Raw genomic sequence first — 18,748 nt, forward strand, 5'->3', positions numbered from 1 at the left:
GTCATTCCAGCGAACCTAGGTGAGACTAGGAATCTACTTTCAGCAAACTCTGAAATAACAGAGAAAACAAAAAACCCACCTCAACCGAGGTGGATTTCAGTATTCAACTCAAAGCAAATTCAATTAAGACTTTGGCTCTGATTTCGCGTCAAACTTCTCAGACCAAGCCGCTAAGATCTCTGCACGCTTGCTGCCCATTTGCGCGAAGTCCATCTTCGCCATGTTCTCTTGAACGTTAGGGAAGTTAGAAACGGTCGCTTTCACGTCTTTATGTGCAACCACTGGATACATTTCTACGTAAAGCTCGTTTGCTGCTTTAGAGATTGACCAGTCGACAACACGTTTCGCTGCATCAGACTCTTTTACTAGACCAACGGCTTCTGATTCCCAGCCGATGCCTTTTGGTGTGATAACCGCTAGTGGTGCGCCTTGTGTTTTCAGCTTCGCGCCGCGGCTTGCCATCGAAATACCGATAGCCACTTCACCCATACCCGCTTGAACACATGGTTTAGAGCCAGAGTGCGTGTAGTGTGCAATGTTCTTATCTAGGTCACGCATGTAGTTCCATGCCTGATCTTCACCCATGTTTTGTAGCCAAGCAGAAACCTGCATGTAGCCAGTGCCTGAAGACGCTGGGTTCGGCATTGCAATGTGACCTTTGTAAACCGGCTTCGTTAGGTCTTCCCATGACGTTGGTTTCGGTAGGTTAAGTTGTTTCGCTACCGCTTCGTTGAAACAAACTGCGTTAAAGAACGCATCGTTACCAAACCAAGCTTGGTTTGATTGAGGGTCGTTTAGGTTCGCGTGCAGCTCTTCCAAACCTTTTGGTGTGTAAGGCTTAAGAAGACCTTCACCTTTAAGCAATGCCATTGACGAGCCAGCAAGACCCCAAACCACTTCCGCTTGAGGGTTGTTCTTTTCTGCCAGCAATTTCGCCGTCATGATACCGGTTGAATCGCGAACCCACTTAATCTTGATATCTGGGTTATCTTTCTCAAACGCAGACTTGTATTTCGCAAGAATGTCAGTTTCGAAAGCGGTGTAAACCGTGACTTCCTGTGCTGCCATTGCATTCGTAGCTAGCAGAGAGACAAGTGCAGCCAGCGATCCTTTCATCAAACGGTTTTTCATCATTTTCTCCAGTTAATTTGGCTAAGTTTTAATTTGGTATGTACCAGTTGACGATATACACCCTACTGAGCCTTTGTGACGAAATCATGACCATTAAATGGCAGTTTTACGAAAATTTGCGCTGAATAATTGTTCAATTGATCCGCCATTTTCTGGATATTAAAGTTTTATGAAATTGGATATTCGCCTATTTACTGCCCTTTTCTTCCTCGCTAGAGTGAGTTTGAAATTTGGTGTAGACCAATTAGACTATTCTGATGGAAATCGAGATGAAAAACGAATACCTACTACTGACTCCAGGTCCTCTATCTACTTCTGAAACAGTACGTGAAGCCATGCTAAAAGACTGGTGTACTTGGGATGATGAATACAACAAAGACATTGTAGAAGTGATCCGCACTAAGCTTGTAAAACTAGCGACGGAGCAAGACGGCTACACCAGCGTACTAATGCAAGGTAGCGGCACCGCATCAGTAGAAGCAACGATTGGCAGCGCCATTGGCAAAGATGGGAAGTTGTTGGTTGTCGACAACGGCGCTTACGGTGCGCGTATCGCTCAGATCGCTGATTACCTAAATATTCCATGCCATGTAGTTTCCCCAGGCGAAACATCACAGCCACACTTGAACGAGGTGGAAACTGCATTGGCATCGGATTCTACAATCACACACGTGGCAATTGTTCATTGCGAGACAACCACTGGCATGCTGAACCCAATTGAGGCATTTGCTTCTGCGGCAAAAGCACACGGTAAAGTGGTGATTCTCGATGCCATGTCGAGCTTTGGTGGTATTCCTATCGATATAGCTGAGCTAGGCATCGATTTTATGATCAGCTCAGCGAACAAATGTATCCAAGGCGTACCGGGTTTTGGCTTTGTGATTGCGAAACAAGCTGAGCTCGAAAAGTGCCAAGGTCAGGCTCGCTCTTTGAGCCTTGATCTTTACGACCAGTGGCACTGCATGGAAGTGAACCACGGCAAATGGCGTTTCACGTCTCCAACGCACACGGTTCGCGCTTTCTACCAAGCATTGTTAGAACTGGAACAAGAAGGCGGCATTGAGGCTCGTCATAACCGTTACCAAACTAACCAGAAAACACTGGTTGCAGGTATGCGCTCTCTGGGTTTTGAGCCACTACTGAGTGATGACCTTCACTCGCCAATCATCACTTCTTTCTACTCTCCGACGCACAGTGATTACCAGTTCAAAGCGTTCTACACGCGTTTGAAAGAGCAAGGTTTTGTGATTTATCCGGGTAAGGTATCGAACGCAGATTGCTTCCGCATCGGCAACATTGGCGAAGTTTACCCAGCAGATATCGAGCGCTTAATCGGTGCAATTGAAAAAGCAATGTACTGGCAAGTTGCGTAAAGCAGCCTTCTGATTGAGAGAGCGTTATGACTCAGAATATCAAACCGACCCATTTCCGCAGCGAAGGCGATGTCAACACAACACCAGCGCGCCAAGCTTGGAATGCATCGATGGATGACGAACGCACGCAAACATTATTGAAGCGTGATTCGGAGGTCTTTCTTCATCAAGCTATGTCGACGCCTTGCTTAGATACCTTGGAAGCAGCAGAAGGCATCTACATCCAAGATGCCACGGGCAAAAAGTACATGGATTTCCATGGCAATAACGTCCACCAGTTGGGCTACGGTCACCCGCATGTGATGAAACGCGTACAAGAGCAAATTGCCAAACTGCCGTTTTCACCACGTCGTTTTACCAACGAGACCGCGATTGAATGTGCCGAAAAGCTCACCCAAATCTGTGGCGGTGAATTGAACCGTGTGCTGTTTGCTCCGGGTGGCACATCTGCGGTTGGTATGGCTCTTAAATTAGCACGCCACATCACGGGCAACTACAAGGTGGTGTCTCTGTGGGATTCCTTCCACGGCGCATCATTGGATGCCATCTCAGTAGGTGGCGAAGCGTGTTTCCGACAAGGCATGGGGCCATTAATGGCAGGTGTTGAGCGCATTCCACCAGCCGTATCTTACCGTGGTGCTTTCCCAGTCGCGGACGGCAGCGACGTGCATTACGCCGACTACCTTGAATACGTGATTGAGAAAGAAGGTGGCGTGGGCGCGTTTATCGCAGAAGCGGTTCGTAATACCGACGTACAAGTGCCGAGTAAAGCCTATTGGAAACGCATCCGCGAAATCTGTGACAAACACAATGTCATGCTGATCATCGACGACATCCCTAACGGCATGGGTCGCAGCGGTGAATGGTTTACCTACCAAGCCTATGACATCGAGCCAGATATGCTCTGCATCGGTAAAGGTTTGGGCGGAGGGTTAGTGCCTATCGCTGCCATGGTAACCAAAGACAAATACAACACTGCTGAGCAAATCTCAATGGGTCATTACACTCATGAGAAAAGCCCTATCGGTTGTGCTGCAGCACTGGCAACTATGGAAGCCATTGAACAAGACGGCTTGCTAGATAAAGTCAAAGCCGACAGCCAGTTCATGCGTGAAAAGCTGCTAGAGATGAAAGCCAAATACCCAGTGATTGGTGATGTGCGTGGCATTGGCATGTTGTGGGGTATTGAGTTGGTCACTGACCACGAAAGCAAATCGCGCGCGTATGACGAAGCGGAAGCTGTGCTGTACCAATGCCTCAACAACGGCGTGAGCTTCAAGGTATCGCAAGGCAATGTGATTCAACTCAGCCCACCGCTGATCATCACTCGCGAACAACTGACAGAAGCGTTGGCGATCTTTGAAGAAGCCATCGCCAAAGTGTGCAAAGACTTTAACTACTTCTAACCTCAAAACCAATTTATCCAGAGCGCGGTTCCAACGTATAGGCAAGCGCTCTAGCAAGCAAGAAAAAGGATTGAACATGAGCAACTCACCAATTCAAGCAGTGATCTTTGACTGGGCTGGCACTATCGTCGATTTCGGCTCTTTTGCGCCAACCAGCATCTTTGTGGAAGCATTCAAACAAGGCTTTGATTTTGAAATCGACCTTGAAGAAGCGCGCGAACCAATGGGACTTGGTAAGTGGGATCACATCCAAGCTGTGGGTCGCATCCCTGCGGTTGATAAGCGTTGGAATGAGAAGTTTGGTCGCTCAATGACCAGCGAAGACATCGACGCTATCTACGCAGCATTCATGCCTCTGCAAAAAGCAAAAGTGGCAGACCATGCAGACCCAATCCTTAATGCGATTGAAGTTGTGAACGGTCTGAAAGACAAAGACATCAAGATCGGTTCTTGTTCTGGTTACCCTCGCGAAGTGATGGATGTGCTGATTCCTGTTGCAGCGGATTACGGCTACAAACCGGATTACGTGGTAGCAACGGATGACCTGCCTCAAGGTGGTCGCCCGGCACCATTTATGGCACTGAAGAATGTGATTGAGCTGAATGTAACTGACGTTAATGCGTGCATCAAAGTGGATGACGCAGCACCGGGCATCGATGAAGGTCACAACGCCGGTATGTGGACCGTTGGTTTGCTGCTTTCTGGTAACGAAGCGGGTCTAACGTTTGAAGAATACCAAGCCGCGGACGAAGCAACGCTTGATGCCGCTCGTGAAAAAGCGCGTGCAAAATTGATCAAGAGCTCGCCGCACTACCTTATCGACACCATTGCTGACTTCCCAGAAGTGGTTGCAGATATCGAACGTCGCCTAGCAGCAGGTGAGCGTCCTTAGTCGACAGTCACTATTCTCACGCATAAAAAAACCTCTCAGCATCGAGAGGTTTTTTGTATCACGTATTAGTTTCTAACCAAATGAGGTTAGTTGATCGCAGTACTAGCTCGGCGTTTTAGCTTAAAGCCCATGTCCGTTGCATGCTCTACAGGCTCACCTTTAATGGCTTGCAGTAACTTGTCTGCGGCTTTCGTCCCCATACGTTCGTAATCGAATTCCGCACAGGTCAAACTTGGGTAGGCGTGCTCACCCATGGAAGAGCCTTCCAAACAGATAATCGCAATGTCGGTCGGGACTTTCAGCACTCGGCGGTGACACTCAAACAACGCGCCAATCGCAATCTCTTCATGGCTACATACCAGAGCATTCAAACTTGAATCGCGCAGCAATAACTTTGCCAACCCTTCCGCACCTAATTGTGAAGATGGCGCTTCGTGGGTGGTTAAGAAATGGTCCGGTGCAAGGTAGTTCTCAATCATCGCGCTTTGCCAGCCGTGTAGCTTACGTTGCAAAGTGGAGTGATCCCCACGTGCCCCAATGAAGCCCACGTTCTTGAAGCCTTGCTCAATCACATGCTTGGTACAGGCTTTACCCACCTCAAAATGGTCAACACCGATATTGAGATAACTGGCTTTCGAACTTAACTCAGCAATTTCCAATACTGGTGTGTTCGAGGCTTCCAAAAGCTGATTGGTTCGTTGGCTGTGTTCATTACCAAACAGCACCACTCCCGCTGGGCGGCTCTCAAGAAATGTCGAAAGCAGTTTCTCTTCTTGTTCTACCGAGTAGTCGCTGTAGCCAAGCAGCAACTGATAACCCGCCTTGTTCAACGCTTGTTGAAAGCTCGGTAAGAAAAGCGCGCACGCTTTTTCAAACAGGGAAGGAATGATAAGAGCGATGGAGTAACTTTCAGCAGACGCCAAAGCCCCTGCCGCTTTATTCGGGATATAGCCGAGCTCATCAACCACTTGTTGAATCTTTTCTCTCAGCTTGTCAGATACTAGCTCGGGCGTTCGTAATGCTCGCGACACCGTCATGGTGCCTACGCCGGCTTTTTTAGCGACGTCCGCCAAGGTGACATTGCCAGTACTTCTTCGTTTGCGAGGTTCGCTCATTGTTCTTATTTAGTGTTCTCTATTTTCTGCCGCGACATCTTACCACAGCGTTTTAGTGGTTTTGATATTAGCGCATTAGAAGTCGATCACAAGCATATGAAACTCGGATGGCTGATAAAAATGATAGCGCTATCACAATTGATGATAGCGCTATCAGATAGCGCTACCATTTGTGATCATTCTCAGGTTTTTCTGACAAATTGATCGATAAAGTACCCATCAACAAAACAACAAACCGGAAAGATCCAATGCTACGTGAACTGATTACCTCTGATGTGATTCGCATCCATTCTGATGCTACTGACTGGAAAGATGCGGTGAGCAAATCCTGTGAAGCACTGATTGAAAATGGCGCGATTGAGCCAAGCTACGTGGACGCTATTTACCGCTCACACGAAGAGCTCGGTCCTTACTACGTGGTAGGTCCTGGTATGGCAATGCCACACGCTCGCCCTGAAGATGGCGTTAACCGTTTGTCTCTTGCAATCACGGTGATTCAAAACGGCGTGAACTTCGATTCTGAAGGTAACGACCCAGTGAAAATGCTGGTTACGCTAGCCGCGACAGACAGTAACTCGCACGTGGATGCGATTTCTAAACTGGCTGAGTTGTTTATGAATGAAGAACATGTAGAAGCCATCTGCACCGCTCAAAACACACAAGATGTTCTCGCGATCATCGAAAAATACTAACTCCTGATGTGCCCTTAAAAATGGGCATACACCCCTATAAAAAGAAAAGGTCTGAATTATGAAAATTATGGTTGTTTGCGGTCACGGTCTTGGTACTAGCCTAATGATGGAAATGAGCATCAAAGGCATCGTGAAAGAATTGAATGTAAACGCAGATGTGGATCATATCGATCTAGGTTCTGCAAAAGGTACGGATTGTGACATCTTCATCGGTACTAACGACATCGTTGAACAGTTGAACGCACTTGGCGTTGAACCACGCATCGTTGCGCTTGATAACATGGTCGACAAAGTGGCAATGAAAGAGCGTCTATCTGTGGCACTTCAAGAGCTTGGCGCTCTATAAGGTGGCGTTATGGAATTTTTCAGTTTCTTAATGAACGATGTCCTATCAGAGCCGGCGGTTTTGGTAGGTCTTATCGCCCTAATCGGCTTAATTGCCCAGAAAAAACCGGTCACCGAGTGTATTAAAGGCACGGTAAAAACCATTCTTGGTTTCATCGTGCTTGGCGCGGGTGCAGGTCTGGTTGTGACTTCACTGGGTGACTTTGCGACAATTTTCCAACACGCGTTCGGCATCACTGGCGTGGTTCCAAACAACGAAGCTATCGTCTCTATCGCGCAAGAAGCGTTTGGTAAAGAGATGGCGATGATCATGTTCTTCGGTATGTTAGTGAACATCTTGATCGCTCGCTTCACGCCATGGAAATTCATCTTCCTAACAGGTCACCACACGCTATTTATGTCGATGATGGTAGCGGCGATCCTTGCTTCTAGCGGCATGAAAGGTGTTCCACTGATCGCACTTGGCTCTCTGGTTGTGGGCTCTATGATGGTGTTCTTCCCTGCGATTGCTCACAAGTACATGAAGCAAGTAACAGGTTCTGATGACGTTGCGATTGGTCACTTCTCTACCCTTTCTTACGTGCTAGCGGGCTTTATTGGCAGCAAGTTCGGTAACAAAGAACACTCTACTGAAGAGATGAACGTACCTAAGAGCTTGTTGTTCCTACGTGATACGCCAGTAGCAATCTCGTTCACCATGGGCATCATCTTTATGGTGACGTGTATCTTCGCTGGCGGTGACTTTGTACGCGAAGTTAGCGGTGGTAAGCACTGGTTCATGTTCGCGCTGATGCAATCCATCACATTCGCCGGTGGTGTGTACGTTATCCTTCAAGGTGTACGTATGGTTATCGCAGAAATCGTTCCGGCGTTTAAAGGCATCTCAGACAAACTAGTACCAAACGCGAAACCTGCGCTTGATTGTCCGGTTGTATTCCCATACGCACCAAACGCAGTATTGGTTGGCTTCCTATCGAGCTTTGCGGCGGGTCTTTTGGGTATGTTCCTACTTTACGTGATGGGGCTTACTGTGATTATCCCTGGTGTCGTTCCACACTTCTTTGTAGGTGCAGCGGCAGGTGTATTTGGTAACGCTACAGGTGGTCGTCGCGGTGCAATCTTGGGTGCTTTTGCACAAGGTCTACTGATTACCTTCCTACCAGTATTCCTAATGCCAGTACTGGGTGACCTAGGCTTTGCTAACACGACCTTTAGTGACGCAGACTTCGGCGCTGTTGGTATCCTACTGGGTCTGATTGTTCGCTAAGTAGTTAGTCTGAATATAACTAGCTGATAACTGACTTGATTGATGCGCGAATAGGCTCATCGGCATCAATCTTCAAGAATATCTCGTCATAGCAAACGACTGGCTTTAGAAGAAACCAGTCATAAAAAATAATCATAGAAAACAATCGTAGAAAGAAAACAAACGCCCCTCACATGAGGGGCGTTTTTCTTTTTGGCACTATCTTAAGGAGGTTTGGCTTATTGAAGCGTATTTCCGTTAGATAGCAGCTTTCTTGTCGGCTCTTGCTCAGTGTATTCGACCGCATCGTGATCCGCGAGCTTATCGACTTCCGCCTGTTCACCCACCACAACCAACACGTGTTGTTTCACCAGAGCGTCGACCACTTCAATGTTGTGCTGACGAAGAAGCGCTCTCACTTCGCTCTCTTTTCCTTCATGATACTTAACAAAGTAACGCGCAGGTTGCTGCTCGGCTTGATCTTGGCGTTCATCCACGAGAGGAAATCCTTGATTGTTTGCCAAGCTGCTTGAGCTCAGTCCGATTGCCAATAGTGCGGTAGCGCCTACCACAGACAAAGAAAGTAAGGTCAACTTCTTCATAGTCACTCCTTATTGAAAGGTCAGAGTCCAACTGTTGATGGTGCCTGTGTCTCTTCTGGCACTGTCCACCGCTTTTAGTTCCCACGTACCTTGCGATTCAAAACCAGAAAAATCCGCTTGGAACGTATTTTTTATATCGTTAGCGCTGCCGCCAGTATTATTGTGAAGTACAACTTCTCCACCAGTCGGTGACGTTAAAGTCACTCGTAAATCACCGATGTAAGTGTGGCTAATATCAAGATCAATACTTACTGTGCCTGAATCACCAGAGCGATCGACTTCTACTGCACTGATTGCGCCAGAAGATTTATTATCTGGAATCGCAACAGGGCTGGTATTTGAGAAGCTAGAGTCCGAAGAGCTACCACCATCAGGTCCATTACAGCCGGCGTCCAAGAACAGCTTCGCCGCTTCAGCATTAACTAGGCCGTGGCCAGTACGGTTGTCTCGACCAGCAACATCAATATCTGTTGCAGTTTTCACTAGGGCATTACGCACTTGCGCTGCTGTACAGGTTGGGTGGTAACTCCACACCAAGCCAGCTACGCCCGTTACGTGCGGTGTCGCCATTGATGTACCATTGTAGTATTCGTAATCTTCACCAGAGGTTGTTGCAACAGTAATTTCCTGACCAACATACCCCAACAGCTCTTGACCAAATGCACGATCAACCGTTACCGAAACCATACGATAAGCGTTGTTTGTGTCTACCAAGAATGGGTTTTGTAAACCAGGTAGTTCAGAGTTGCTGTATACGATTGCAGCTCGCGCACCCGCATTGTAACAAGCCTGAACCGCATCCACTTCAGGGTAGTTTCCTGAAGACTGGTTGCCGATACGCTCAGTCAAACAAATTTTGCCCGACATATCACCACAGTTAAAGTTACCGCCAGATACATCACAGCTATCTAGCGTTGCCGTTACTGAACCAGCGATTGGATCCGGAACATACGAAGAACCGTTATTGATCAAACGATTGTGAGGAACAATCCCACGATCAAACTGGCTTACACCATTCAAGGTAATATCAGAAAGTTTACCTTCACCTACCGTAACCGTTGATAAGATCGCCACACCAGGGCCTGAGATCTCAACTTGATTAGTAGATTGTGAGAACGCTGCATGATCATTTTGATTATCAACAGCCGCAACAGACATCACTGAGTCATAAGAAGCTGGATAGCTGTGCGCTGTATTGCCATCATTGCCCGCAGCGGCGATCAATAGAACGCCTTGATCGTAAATATTTTGCAGTGCATTTTGCTCAGTTCGGCTTGATTGACTACCACCAAGGCTCATGTTCACAACGTTAGCACCATTATCGGCACAGGTCTGGATTGCTTTAACAAGCCCAGATGAGTAACCCCAACCCGATTCGTTAAATACTTTCACGATGTGCAAATTCACATTCTGGTTTGGCATCACACCCTTTACACCTTCGGTGTTGGCAATCGCAGCAATCGTACCCGCGACGTGAGTACCGTGGGCATTGTTGTTACCCGGATCACTCCATGATCCCGTACCACTATCGTTAGTACCAGCAACGCGGTTACCGCTTAGGTCGTTGTGCGAAATGTCGTACCCTGAATCGATAATACATACAGTGCGATTACCCGCATTGAAGTCAGCTAGCAGTTGAGCATTAACCGCTTCATATCCCCATGGGGTCGTTTCGCTGAGCAAATAGCGAGGTGGATCGACTTCCACGTATTCCACATCACTACGGTTGCGAAGCGGCTCTAAGTCATCGCCATCCAATTCAACGCTGTAAATGGCGCGATTGCCCAGTTTTTCCACCTTACGTGCCTTCACCTGTTCTAGAACAGACTCCTGCGCGATTCGTGGCCCCCAGAATGAGTTACTCCCCATTGAAGAACGGCTGACTGCATCTTCTTTGAATTTGACGATGTACTTCGTCGGTAACTTAGATTCATCAAATCCCATTGGTGGAGCCGCAAACGCTGACATCGAAGTGGTCAGTGCTATTGCTACGGTAGACAACGAAAATAAGCCTTGTTTTTTACTTGTTGTGTAGTGCATTTGCCCTATTCCTTATTTGAGCTAATTTTTATTCACTATATTCTCATGAAAAGTCATCATCATGATGTTTACATGAGAGCTTCAGCTATAGTTTACAGAGCAAAAATGCCAAACAATTTGTTTCATGAATATACAAATTTGTACAAAAGATCATTCAATAAACACTTTAAGTTAACATTAAAAATCATCGAAAAACCTTATAAAGCAATTACTTAATTAACAAAAAGTGAATGTTAAATTAATGTTAGTGGGTAATTATTCTAAATATCACCCATTTAATCGATTGCTATGCTGAATGGATTTTTTGACCGTGGTGCCAAAACTGAAATATTGAATATTTAGTTGTTGACTGTCTTGAGCATTTACTCAGAATTAGAAGGTTTAGTGAGAAAAATTCTCATCTAAATACTGTTATAGCCGAGCGTATTCACGCATTCGGAACAATAACCATTACAAGAAGAGTGAATGATGAAAAAAACAATCACACTATTAACTGCATTACTTCCGCTTTCCTCCGCCATTGCAGAGGAGCCAACTTTATCACCAGCAATGGTTTCTGCGGCTGAAGTGGTTAGCGCGCAAGAAAATCAAACTTATACGTACGTTCGATGCTGGTATCGTACGAGCCACTCTAAGGACGATGCGGCTACCGATTGGAAATGGGCAAAAAACAAAGATGGTAGTGACTTCACTATCGATGGTTATTGGTGGAGCTCTGTTTCATTTAAAAACATGTTCTACACCAATACCTCACAAAACGTAATTCGCCAGCGTTGTGAAGAAACACTAGATCTAGCGAACGAGAACGCAGACATTACATTTTTTGCTGCCGACAATCGTTATTCTTATAACCACACGATCTGGAGCAATGATGCTGCAATGCAACCAGATCAGATAAACAAAGTAGTGGCTTTAGGCGATAGCTTGTCTGATACAGGCAACATCTTTAACGCGTCCCAATGGCGCTTTCCTAACCCGAATAGCTGGTTCTTGGGTCACTTCTCAAACGGTTTTGTTTGGACGGAATACGTTGCTAAAGCCAAAAACTTACCGCTATACAACTGGGCAGTTGGTGGCGCAGCAGGTGAAAACCAATATATCGCGCTAACTGGTGTCGGCGAACAAGTTTCTTCTTACTTAACCTACACAAAGCTGGCGAAGAACTACAACCCTGCTAACACATTGTTTACGTTAGAGTTTGGTTTAAATGATTTCATGAACTACAACCGTAGCGTGCCGGAAGTAAAAGCGGATTACGCTGAAGCTCTGATTCGTTTAACAGACGCTGGCGCGAAGAACTTCATGTTGATGACACTGCCCGATGCAACCAAAGCACCACAGTTCAAATACTCAACACAGGAAGAAATTGAAACGATTCGTGCGAAAGTATTGAAGATGAACGAGTTCATCAAAGCACAAGCGATGTACTACAAAGCCCAAGGCTACAACATCGCATTGTTTGATACACACGCACTGTTTGAGAAGTTAACCTCGGCACCAGAAGAACACGGTTTCGTAAATGCAAGCGACCCTTGCTTAGACATCAACCGTTCATCCTCTGTTGACTACATGTACACTCACTCATTACGTTCTGAATGTGCAGCATCTGGCGCAGATAAGTTCGTGTTCTGGGATGTGACTCACCCAACCACAGCAACGCATCGTTATGTGGCTGAAAAAATGTTAAAAAGTAGCAATAACTTAGAAGAGTTTCGCTTTTAATAAGCCGTTGTTGTTCATTGCAAGTTAATCTGCATAAAAATGACCACGATGCTTCGTGGTCATTTTTTATCGATATCGACCCCCGATAACGGGTTTATTTGAGCTCGCTTACTTCAAGCCGTTGATTTAGAGACGTTGACTTTGAGCAGCCTCATTCAGCTTTCTGTTTTTGATACGTTACCGCGGAAGCTGTCCACCATAATAGAGATCAACGTCTTTAAGGTTTCATCATCACTGCGGTATGAGTAGGCTCGTATACCCGTAAACTGAACCTGGAACAACTGAGCAAGAAGCAATGTATCCTGAGCTTCAATTTCGCCATTCTCGATTGCTCGCTCAAACAGCTTTGCAAGAAAAGATTCAAATTGGTTTGCTAAGCTGTTTGTTTGATTGCGTAGCGCATTAAAATCCTCAGCAAATTCACTTGCTGATTTGACTAACATGCACACTTCACTGGGATTGGAGTCTCGCTGATTGATAACCACATCAATCGCGAAAGCTTCTATTGCATCTAGAACCGTTGTGTTCTGAGCTAAATGCAACTCAAACAGGGCTTGTAAGTTCGCAACGTACATTTTTAGCGCTTCACAATATAGCCCCTCTTTTGACCCAAACGTCGCATAGATACTTCCAGGACGCAGATTCACGCTATCTTGTAAATCACGTGTAGATGTTGCATGAAAACCTTTCTTCCAGAATAGATCCGAGGCGGCTTTCACCACTTCATCACGTTGGAATTTCTTTGTATTCGCCATGAGCAATTATCAATTTTGAACATATGCTCAATTTTATATTGAGCGACCGCTCAAAATCAACTATCCTGTTCTTGCCTAATTCGCTCATATCCAATTACAGGAGATTTAAACATGGCAGAATTTAAACTGTATACCGCAGAAAACGCACCCGAAGGATCAAAGCATCTGATTGAAAATTCAGTCAAAGCGTTTGGCATGCTACCAAATCTTCATGCTATTATGGCTGAAGCGCCAACCTTGCTTGAGGGTTATCAAGTTGTGCATGAGCTCTTTCAACAAACATCATTTAACGCAGAAGAATTGACCGTCGTATGGCAAACCATCAACGTTGAACATGGTTGTCACTACTGCGTTCCTGCTCATAGTGCGATCGCGGCGTCAATGAAAGTGGATCAGGAGATTGTTGATGCTCTCGTCAACCAAACACCATTGGCAGACGAAAAACTTGAAACACTACGAGAAACAACGCTTCAAATGGTGCGTCAACGTGGTGTAGTGGAAGAGTCTCAGATAGAGAAATTCTTTGCGGCAGGTTACGGACAGCAGCAACTGCTTGAAATTGTTCTTGGTCTAGCGCAAAAAGTGATGAGTAACTACACCAATCACCTAGCTGACACCCCGGTTGATGCACCTTTCAAGAAGTTCGCCAAGTAACTTAAGCTTTTATTACTGGTCCCATTCATGGGACCAGTAATACCTTCAAAAAAGGCTTTGTTGCATGGCGCTTCGCTAGTGTGAGCTGACACCTAATTACAACGGCGCAACGTCGGTTCCTCCTAAAGACTGGTAAAGCGTAACCTGAGTGAGAAACTGGTTGTAGCGGTTCTCCAACAAAGAAGCTTGTGCGTTTCTGGTGTCTTCTTGGGCATTCAAATAGTCCATGATCGATGTCGAGCCATACTGATACCGCGCAGCATATATGGACTCAGCGGCACTTGCGGCATCATATTGTTCTTGTAAACGCGCCGCTTGATACTTCAATTTTTCTCGTGCTGACAAGGCATTTTCGACATCTTGGAAGGCGGCGTACAACACTTGGCGATAGCTCACAATGGCCGATTGATAGTCTAAATCGGCAATGGCTTGGCTGTTTTTCATCTCATTCCACTGCAAAAACGGTAGCGTCATATCCGCACCTAAACTGCCGATCGGGTTGGAAAGCAGGTCTTTGAGCGCTTGTGACGATCCACCCAAAGCCCCAGTGAGCGTCAGCTTAGGCAAATAGTCCAAATCTGCTGCGTCTTTATTTGCTAGCGCGGCTTTGACTTCGTAAATCGCTGCTTTAATGTCGGGTCTGCGGATCAATAAATCAGACGGAGCACCAACACTCAACGATGGCATATCGCCTTCAGGCAGCATTTGGATGGTTGCACTGATGCTCTTCGGCGGTTGATTGAACAAAATCGCAAAGGCGTTGTTTGCCTCAAGTAAACTCTGTTCAAATTCACTTTGCTGCGCTTGTAAGCTTGCCAACGTACGTTTGGCTTCAAGCACATCTAACTGATCCACAGCGCCAAGTTGGTACTGTTTTTCAATCAATTGTAGCGTTTGAGCTGCGTCTACCACATTACGCTGGCTGAGGTTTAAGCGCTGTTGCAGATAGCCGATTTGCCAATATAGCGATGCCGTCGTTGCTACCAAACTTTGTGCGGTCGCCTCGCGATCTTGTTGACTTGCCATCGCCGACCACTTGGCTTGGTCAACGTCTGCCGAGATTTTTCCCCATAAATCCAACTCGTAATTGACGGATAAGTTAGTGCTGTAACTATCTGCCGATTCCCCGCTATCAAGAGATTTTTGAGCTTGTCCTGATGTGGAAGAACTCAACGTAGGGAAAAGGTCATCTTGCGCTAAACCCAGCTGTAAACGCGCTTTCTTTAGCGTTAGCGTTGCCAGCGTCAAATCGTTATTTTGAGCCAACACCTGAGTAATGTATTGATTAAGAGTTGGGTCGTTAAACGCCAACCACCAAGGATCCATACTGACATCACCCGCAACATGCATCTGTTGCCAATTTGCAGGCACTTGCACCTCAGGAGCTTGATAGTCGCTACGCATAAGCGAACCACAACCTGACAACCACACTGCGCTTAAGGCAGCCGCGACCAATCGAGTTTTGAATTTCATTGTGTTACTCATTTTTAGTCTCTCGCTAGCGCTTCTATCGGATCGAGTTTGGCGGCATTGCGAGCGGGTAAAAAGCCGAAAGCGATGCCAATCAACGTTGAGCAAATAAACGCCCAGATGATCGAGTTCATTGAGTAAATCATTTGGAAGCTGCTGCCAGATGTACTGAATGCAAAACCAATCAAAAACGCCAAGCCAATACCAGCAATACCACCACACAAACACACTAGTACCGCTTCAATCAAAAACTGACGCAAAATATCCGCTTGCCGCGCCCCCACTGCCATTCGCACACCGATCTCTTTCGTGCGCTCTGTCACCGACACCAACATGATGTTCATTACGCCAATTCCTCCGACAATTAGGGAGATCACCGCAATCGCTGAGATCAGTAACGTCATGGTGGCGGTGGTTTTCTCGATGCTCTTACGAATGGTGTCAGTGTTAATCGTGAAGAAATCTTCTGTACCGTGGCGCATTTTTAACAAGTTGATGATGCTCTGTTCTACCGCTGCGCTTGGGGCGTTCTCATCAATCCGCACAGTAATGCCATTGAGGTAGCGTTGTCCCATCATTCGTCCCGACATGGTGGTGTATGGCACCCAAATTTTCAGCGCGTCGCTGTTGCCAAACGCGTCTTCTTTTTTCTGCGTGACACCCACAATACGCACTGGCAATGAACCTAGAAAAATCACTTCACCAATCGGATTTCTATCCGCAAACATTTCCTTTCTAGTGTTGTCATCAATCACTGCTTCTTGCGCGAGTGAGTTCACGCTCTCTTCATCCCAAAACTGACCTTTGGCGATCTCATAACCGCGCACACGGAAATAATCTTCCCCAACCCCTTCCACAGACGCGGTTGCATCCTGATTGGCGTACCGCACGGTTAAACTGTTGGATAAAGACGGCGTGACACTGTCGACAAAAGGCAGACTCTCCAACGATTTAGCATCGTCGGCGGTTAGCGTTTTCACTCGTCCGGAGCGGCGGTCACCAAACCCTTTGCCCGGCCTGACATCAATGGTGTTTGTTCCCATGGATGAAATATTCGACAAAATTTGCTGTTGTGAACCATTACCTAGGGCCACCACGGAAACCACCGAGGCTATACCAATAATGATGCCGAGCATGGTCAAAAACGTGCGCATTCTGTGGCTAGACATCGCCAGCAGCGCCATTTTTAGCGCGTCAATAAAACTGTCCCACTTCCACCACTTACTGGCGGCTTGCGCTGGGCGATGAAAAGACGCGCTCGGTGTCTTTGCTGCTTGCTCATTGATTACAACTTGTGCATTTGGCGTATCTGCAATGATTTCACCATCTTTGATTTCAATGATGCGATCCGAAAAGTTCGCCACGTTCATATCATGAGTCACTAAGATGATAGTATGCCCAAGTTGATGCAACTCTTTAAGCAGTGCCATCATCTCTTGCCCACTGTGACTGTCTAATGCGCCAGTGGGCTCATCAGCGAGAATCACCTCACCACCGTTCATCAGTGCACGAGCAACACTCACGCGCTGTTGCTGGCCACCACTTAGTTGGCTGGGCTTGTGAGTCAAACGATCTTCCAGCCCTAAGCGAGCCAATAACGACTGCGCTCGCTCCGTTCTTTGACGATGAGGAACTCCCGCGTAAACCGCAGGCACTTCCACATTTGCCACCGCGGTTAAATCCCCCAGCAGATGGTAACGCTGGAATATAAAGCCAAAATACTCGCGACGCAGTTCCGCCAGTTGATCAGATTCCAACGTCGAGACATCTTGCCCATTAATGAAGTATCGACCGCTGGACGGTTTATCCAAGCAGCCGAGCACATTCATCAGCGTCGATTTCCCTGAGCCCGATGCACCCACGATCGCGACCATTTCACCGCGTTTTATCTCTAAATTAATGTGGTTCAACACGGTAAGCGACTCGTCGCCAGAGACAAATCGTCGAGTTAAATCCTCAACTTTTAAAAGCACGTCACTCATCTTAGAACCTCATTGGAGGTCGACGACGATCACCTCGGCTTGATGATTCTCCATCCATCGCATTGCCAAGAACAATTTGGTCGCCCTCCTTCAAACCTGAGAGAATTTCTGCGTTCACTTTGTTGTTGATACCCACTGTCACGGGCTTTTGCACCACTTGGCCCTGTTCAAGCACTGGCACGGTATAGTTGCCTTTGCCGCCAGATTTTTGCAGGACTTGTGAAGGGACAATCAAGGTATTTTCCGATTGCTCAAGGACAATCGAAACTTGCGCAGTCATGCCGATGCGCAAAATACCTTGCGGGTTCTTCACATCAAATACAGCGTTGTAGTAAATGGCGTCGCTATCTGAAATGCTCAAATCGCTGTCATCGCCATCCATGATGGTTGGCCCCGGCTCAATGGCGCGCAATGTGCCTTTAAACTGCTGATTCGGTTTGCCTAAAATGGTGAACAGCGCCGTTTGGCCTGGGTGAACAAAAATCACATCGGCTTCCGAAATTTCGGCTTTCACCGTCATCGTATCTAACTTGGCTAACTCGATAATAGTTGGCGTGGTTTGATTGGCGTTTACGGTTTGTCCTTCTTCCACCGCGGTGTAGACCACCGTGCCATCCATCGGTGCGTTGATGGTGGTGTAACCGAGATCTAACTGCGCATTGTCGACGTTGATTTTGGCTTTCTCGATTTCGGCATCCAGTTGCGCTAACTCGGCTTTGTAGATGGCGAGCGTCGCTTCGGCATTCTCGTAATCAGCTCGTGAGCTCGCTTTCGCCGCCAGCATGTCTTTTTGGCGCACGAATTCATAGTTTGCTTGTTTAATCTGCGCTTGCTTAGCTTGATACTGAGCATTGAGACTATTAAGAGACGCTTGGGCTTCTTTGAGGCTGTTTTGCTGAGTCAGGCTGTCAATCTGTGCAATCAAATCTCCCTGTTTGATCTCATCCCCTAAGTTCACAGCGAGGCGTTGAATTTGCCCAGATACTTGCGCACCTACATTCACCAATTTGGACGCTTGCAACATGCCGTTGGCTAATACCGCCTTTTCGATATTGCCTTTGCGAACGACTTCTGTCGCGTAAGGAGAAATGGGTTCTGGACGTTGCAGATAATGATAACCACCAGCACCAATAGTAAGTAGGCCACACAAAACGAGCCATTTTTTATTGAGTTTCATAGCAGGAGTGAAGTAAATAATCGTTTTGATTTTATACTGCTATTTTTCTTAGCCGTACAGGGTACGAGAGGCTTTGTTGCGTAATTCAGACGAGAAACCAAACCTCCTAAAGTTGAGCGACTTTTATACAATATACTGAGTTTCAG

At 46.7% G+C, this 18,748-nt stretch carries 16 protein-coding genes; 8 read left to right on the forward strand and 8 right to left on the reverse strand.

Going from position 1 to position 18,748, the window contains the following annotated elements; all coding sequences use genetic code 11:
• Positions 1-123: 123 nt before the first annotated feature.
• Entirely contained in the window at positions 124-1,134 is a 1,011-nt protein-coding gene (locus R7E78_RS08345) for a putative 2-aminoethylphosphonate ABC transporter substrate-binding protein (protein WP_172560930.1), read from the reverse strand.
• A 266-nt stretch (positions 1,135-1,400) separates the two neighbouring features.
• Here R7E78_RS08345 and phnW point away from each other — a divergent pair, with 266 nt between their 5' ends.
• From phnW to phnX, 3 genes are all read left to right on the forward strand, one after another.
• Positions 1,401-2,504: a 2-aminoethylphosphonate--pyruvate transaminase gene (phnW, locus tag R7E78_RS08350; protein WP_318057831.1), complete on the forward strand. Its 1,104-nt coding sequence runs from the start codon at positions 1,401-1,403 to the stop codon at positions 2,502-2,504.
• Positions 2,505-2,530: 26 nt separating this feature from the next.
• Positions 2,531-3,910: an aspartate aminotransferase family protein gene (locus R7E78_RS08355; protein ID WP_318057832.1), complete on the forward strand. Its 1,380-nt coding sequence runs from the start codon at positions 2,531-2,533 to the stop codon at positions 3,908-3,910.
• Positions 3,911-3,986: 76 nt separating this feature from the next.
• The gene (gene phnX / locus R7E78_RS08360; RefSeq protein ID WP_318057833.1) at positions 3,987-4,802 is read left to right on the forward strand and encodes a phosphonoacetaldehyde hydrolase; all 816 of its coding nucleotides are present in this window, start codon (positions 3,987-3,989) and stop codon (positions 4,800-4,802) included.
• A gap of 86 nt (positions 4,803-4,888) precedes the next feature.
• Here phnX and R7E78_RS08365 read toward each other — a convergent pair whose 3' ends face one another.
• Positions 4,889-5,917, reverse strand: coding sequence for a LacI family DNA-binding transcriptional regulator (locus tag R7E78_RS08365; RefSeq protein ID WP_005442357.1), 1,029 nt, complete (start codon positions 5,915-5,917; stop codon positions 4,889-4,891).
• A gap of 248 nt (positions 5,918-6,165) precedes the next feature.
• On the opposite strand from R7E78_RS08365, the gene R7E78_RS08370 reads away from it, so the two are divergent.
• Genes R7E78_RS08370 through R7E78_RS08380 form a run of 3 tightly spaced genes read left to right on the forward strand, consistent with a single transcriptional unit; the run spans position 6,166 to position 8,221 of the window.
• Positions 6,166-6,609, forward strand: a complete 444-nt coding sequence (locus R7E78_RS08370) for a PTS sugar transporter subunit IIA (RefSeq protein ID WP_005384357.1) — start codon at positions 6,166-6,168, stop codon at positions 6,607-6,609.
• A gap of 58 nt (positions 6,610-6,667) precedes the next feature.
• Positions 6,668-6,955: a PTS sugar transporter subunit IIB gene (locus R7E78_RS08375; protein ID WP_239924513.1), complete on the forward strand. Its 288-nt coding sequence runs from the start codon at positions 6,668-6,670 to the stop codon at positions 6,953-6,955.
• 9 nt (positions 6,956-6,964) lie between these two features.
• Entirely contained in the window at positions 6,965-8,221 is a 1,257-nt protein-coding gene (locus R7E78_RS08380; RefSeq protein ID WP_318057834.1) for a PTS ascorbate transporter subunit IIC, read from the forward strand.
• A gap of 218 nt (positions 8,222-8,439) precedes the next feature.
• On the opposite strand, the gene R7E78_RS08385 is transcribed toward R7E78_RS08380, so the two are convergent.
• The gene (locus R7E78_RS08385; protein WP_137282844.1) at positions 8,440-8,802 is read right to left on the reverse strand and encodes an ATPase; all 363 of its coding nucleotides are present in this window, start codon (positions 8,800-8,802) and stop codon (positions 8,440-8,442) included.
• 9 nt (positions 8,803-8,811) lie between these two features.
• Positions 8,812-10,842, reverse strand: a complete 2,031-nt coding sequence (locus R7E78_RS08390) for a S8 family serine peptidase (RefSeq protein WP_318057835.1) — start codon at positions 10,840-10,842, stop codon at positions 8,812-8,814.
• A 465-nt stretch (positions 10,843-11,307) separates the two neighbouring features.
• Here R7E78_RS08390 and R7E78_RS08395 point away from each other — a divergent pair, with 465 nt between their 5' ends.
• On the forward strand, positions 11,308-12,564 hold the full coding sequence (locus R7E78_RS08395; protein WP_318057836.1) for an SGNH/GDSL hydrolase family protein: 1,257 nt from the start codon (positions 11,308-11,310) through the stop codon (positions 12,562-12,564).
• A gap of 155 nt (positions 12,565-12,719) precedes the next feature.
• On the opposite strand, the gene R7E78_RS08400 is transcribed toward R7E78_RS08395, so the two are convergent.
• Positions 12,720-13,319 carry a TetR/AcrR family transcriptional regulator gene (locus R7E78_RS08400; RefSeq protein WP_262665156.1) on the reverse strand — a complete coding sequence of 200 codons (600 nt, stop codon included), beginning with the start codon at positions 13,317-13,319 and terminating at the stop codon, positions 12,720-12,722.
• A 111-nt stretch (positions 13,320-13,430) separates the two neighbouring features.
• On the opposite strand from R7E78_RS08400, the gene R7E78_RS08405 reads away from it, so the two are divergent.
• A complete protein-coding gene (locus tag R7E78_RS08405; RefSeq protein ID WP_203345278.1) occupies positions 13,431-13,973 on the forward strand; it encodes a carboxymuconolactone decarboxylase family protein in 543 nt (180 codons plus the stop codon).
• Between the two features lie 96 nt (positions 13,974-14,069).
• On the opposite strand, the gene R7E78_RS08410 is transcribed toward R7E78_RS08405, so the two are convergent.
• From R7E78_RS08410 to R7E78_RS08420, 3 genes are read right to left on the reverse strand one after another with little or no spacing between them, the layout of a single operon-like run.
• A complete protein-coding gene (locus R7E78_RS08410; RefSeq protein ID WP_318057837.1) occupies positions 14,070-15,446 on the reverse strand; it encodes an efflux transporter outer membrane subunit in 1,377 nt (458 codons plus the stop codon).
• A gap of 14 nt (positions 15,447-15,460) precedes the next feature.
• Positions 15,461-17,425: a MacB family efflux pump subunit gene (locus R7E78_RS08415; RefSeq protein ID WP_104976301.1), complete on the reverse strand. Its 1,965-nt coding sequence runs from the start codon at positions 17,423-17,425 to the stop codon at positions 15,461-15,463.
• A 1-nt stretch (position 17,426) separates the two neighbouring features.
• Entirely contained in the window at positions 17,427-18,602 is a 1,176-nt protein-coding gene (locus tag R7E78_RS08420) for an efflux RND transporter periplasmic adaptor subunit (RefSeq protein ID WP_318057838.1), read from the reverse strand.
• Positions 18,603-18,748: the final 146 nt, after the last annotated feature.

The sequence above is a fragment of the Vibrio sp. YT-19(2023) genome, from assembly GCF_033337395.1.

Excerpts from the sequence above, each read along its gene's own strand:
- R7E78_RS08345 (WP_172560930.1), bottom strand. The coding sequence starts at position 1,134 with ATGATGAAAAACCGTTTGATGAAAGGATCGCTGGCTGCACTTGTCTCT.
- phnW (WP_318057831.1), top strand. The coding sequence starts at position 1,401 with ATGAAAAACGAATACCTACTACTGACTCCAGGTCCTCTATCTACTTCT.
- R7E78_RS08355 (WP_318057832.1), top strand. The coding sequence starts at position 2,531 with ATGACTCAGAATATCAAACCGACCCATTTCCGCAGCGAAGGCGATGTC.
- phnX (WP_318057833.1), top strand. The coding sequence starts at position 3,987 with ATGAGCAACTCACCAATTCAAGCAGTGATCTTTGACTGGGCTGGCACT.
- R7E78_RS08365 (WP_005442357.1), bottom strand. The coding sequence starts at position 5,917 with ATGAGCGAACCTCGCAAACGAAGAAGTACTGGCAATGTCACCTTGGCG.
- R7E78_RS08370 (WP_005384357.1), top strand. The coding sequence starts at position 6,166 with ATGCTACGTGAACTGATTACCTCTGATGTGATTCGCATCCATTCTGAT.
- R7E78_RS08375 (WP_239924513.1), top strand. The coding sequence starts at position 6,668 with ATGAAAATTATGGTTGTTTGCGGTCACGGTCTTGGTACTAGCCTAATG.
- R7E78_RS08380 (WP_318057834.1), top strand. The coding sequence starts at position 6,965 with ATGGAATTTTTCAGTTTCTTAATGAACGATGTCCTATCAGAGCCGGCG.
- R7E78_RS08385 (WP_137282844.1), bottom strand. The coding sequence starts at position 8,802 with ATGAAGAAGTTGACCTTACTTTCTTTGTCTGTGGTAGGCGCTACCGCA.
- R7E78_RS08390 (WP_318057835.1), bottom strand. The coding sequence starts at position 10,842 with ATGCACTACACAACAAGTAAAAAACAAGGCTTATTTTCGTTGTCTACC.
- R7E78_RS08395 (WP_318057836.1), top strand. The coding sequence starts at position 11,308 with ATGATGAAAAAAACAATCACACTATTAACTGCATTACTTCCGCTTTCC.
- R7E78_RS08400 (WP_262665156.1), bottom strand. The coding sequence starts at position 13,319 with ATGGCGAATACAAAGAAATTCCAACGTGATGAAGTGGTGAAAGCCGCC.
- R7E78_RS08405 (WP_203345278.1), top strand. The coding sequence starts at position 13,431 with ATGGCAGAATTTAAACTGTATACCGCAGAAAACGCACCCGAAGGATCA.
- R7E78_RS08410 (WP_318057837.1), bottom strand. The coding sequence starts at position 15,446 with ATGAAATTCAAAACTCGATTGGTCGCGGCTGCCTTAAGCGCAGTGTGG.
- R7E78_RS08415 (WP_104976301.1), bottom strand. The coding sequence starts at position 17,425 with ATGAGTGACGTGCTTTTAAAAGTTGAGGATTTAACTCGACGATTTGTC.
- R7E78_RS08420 (WP_318057838.1), bottom strand. The coding sequence starts at position 18,602 with ATGAAACTCAATAAAAAATGGCTCGTTTTGTGTGGCCTACTTACTATT.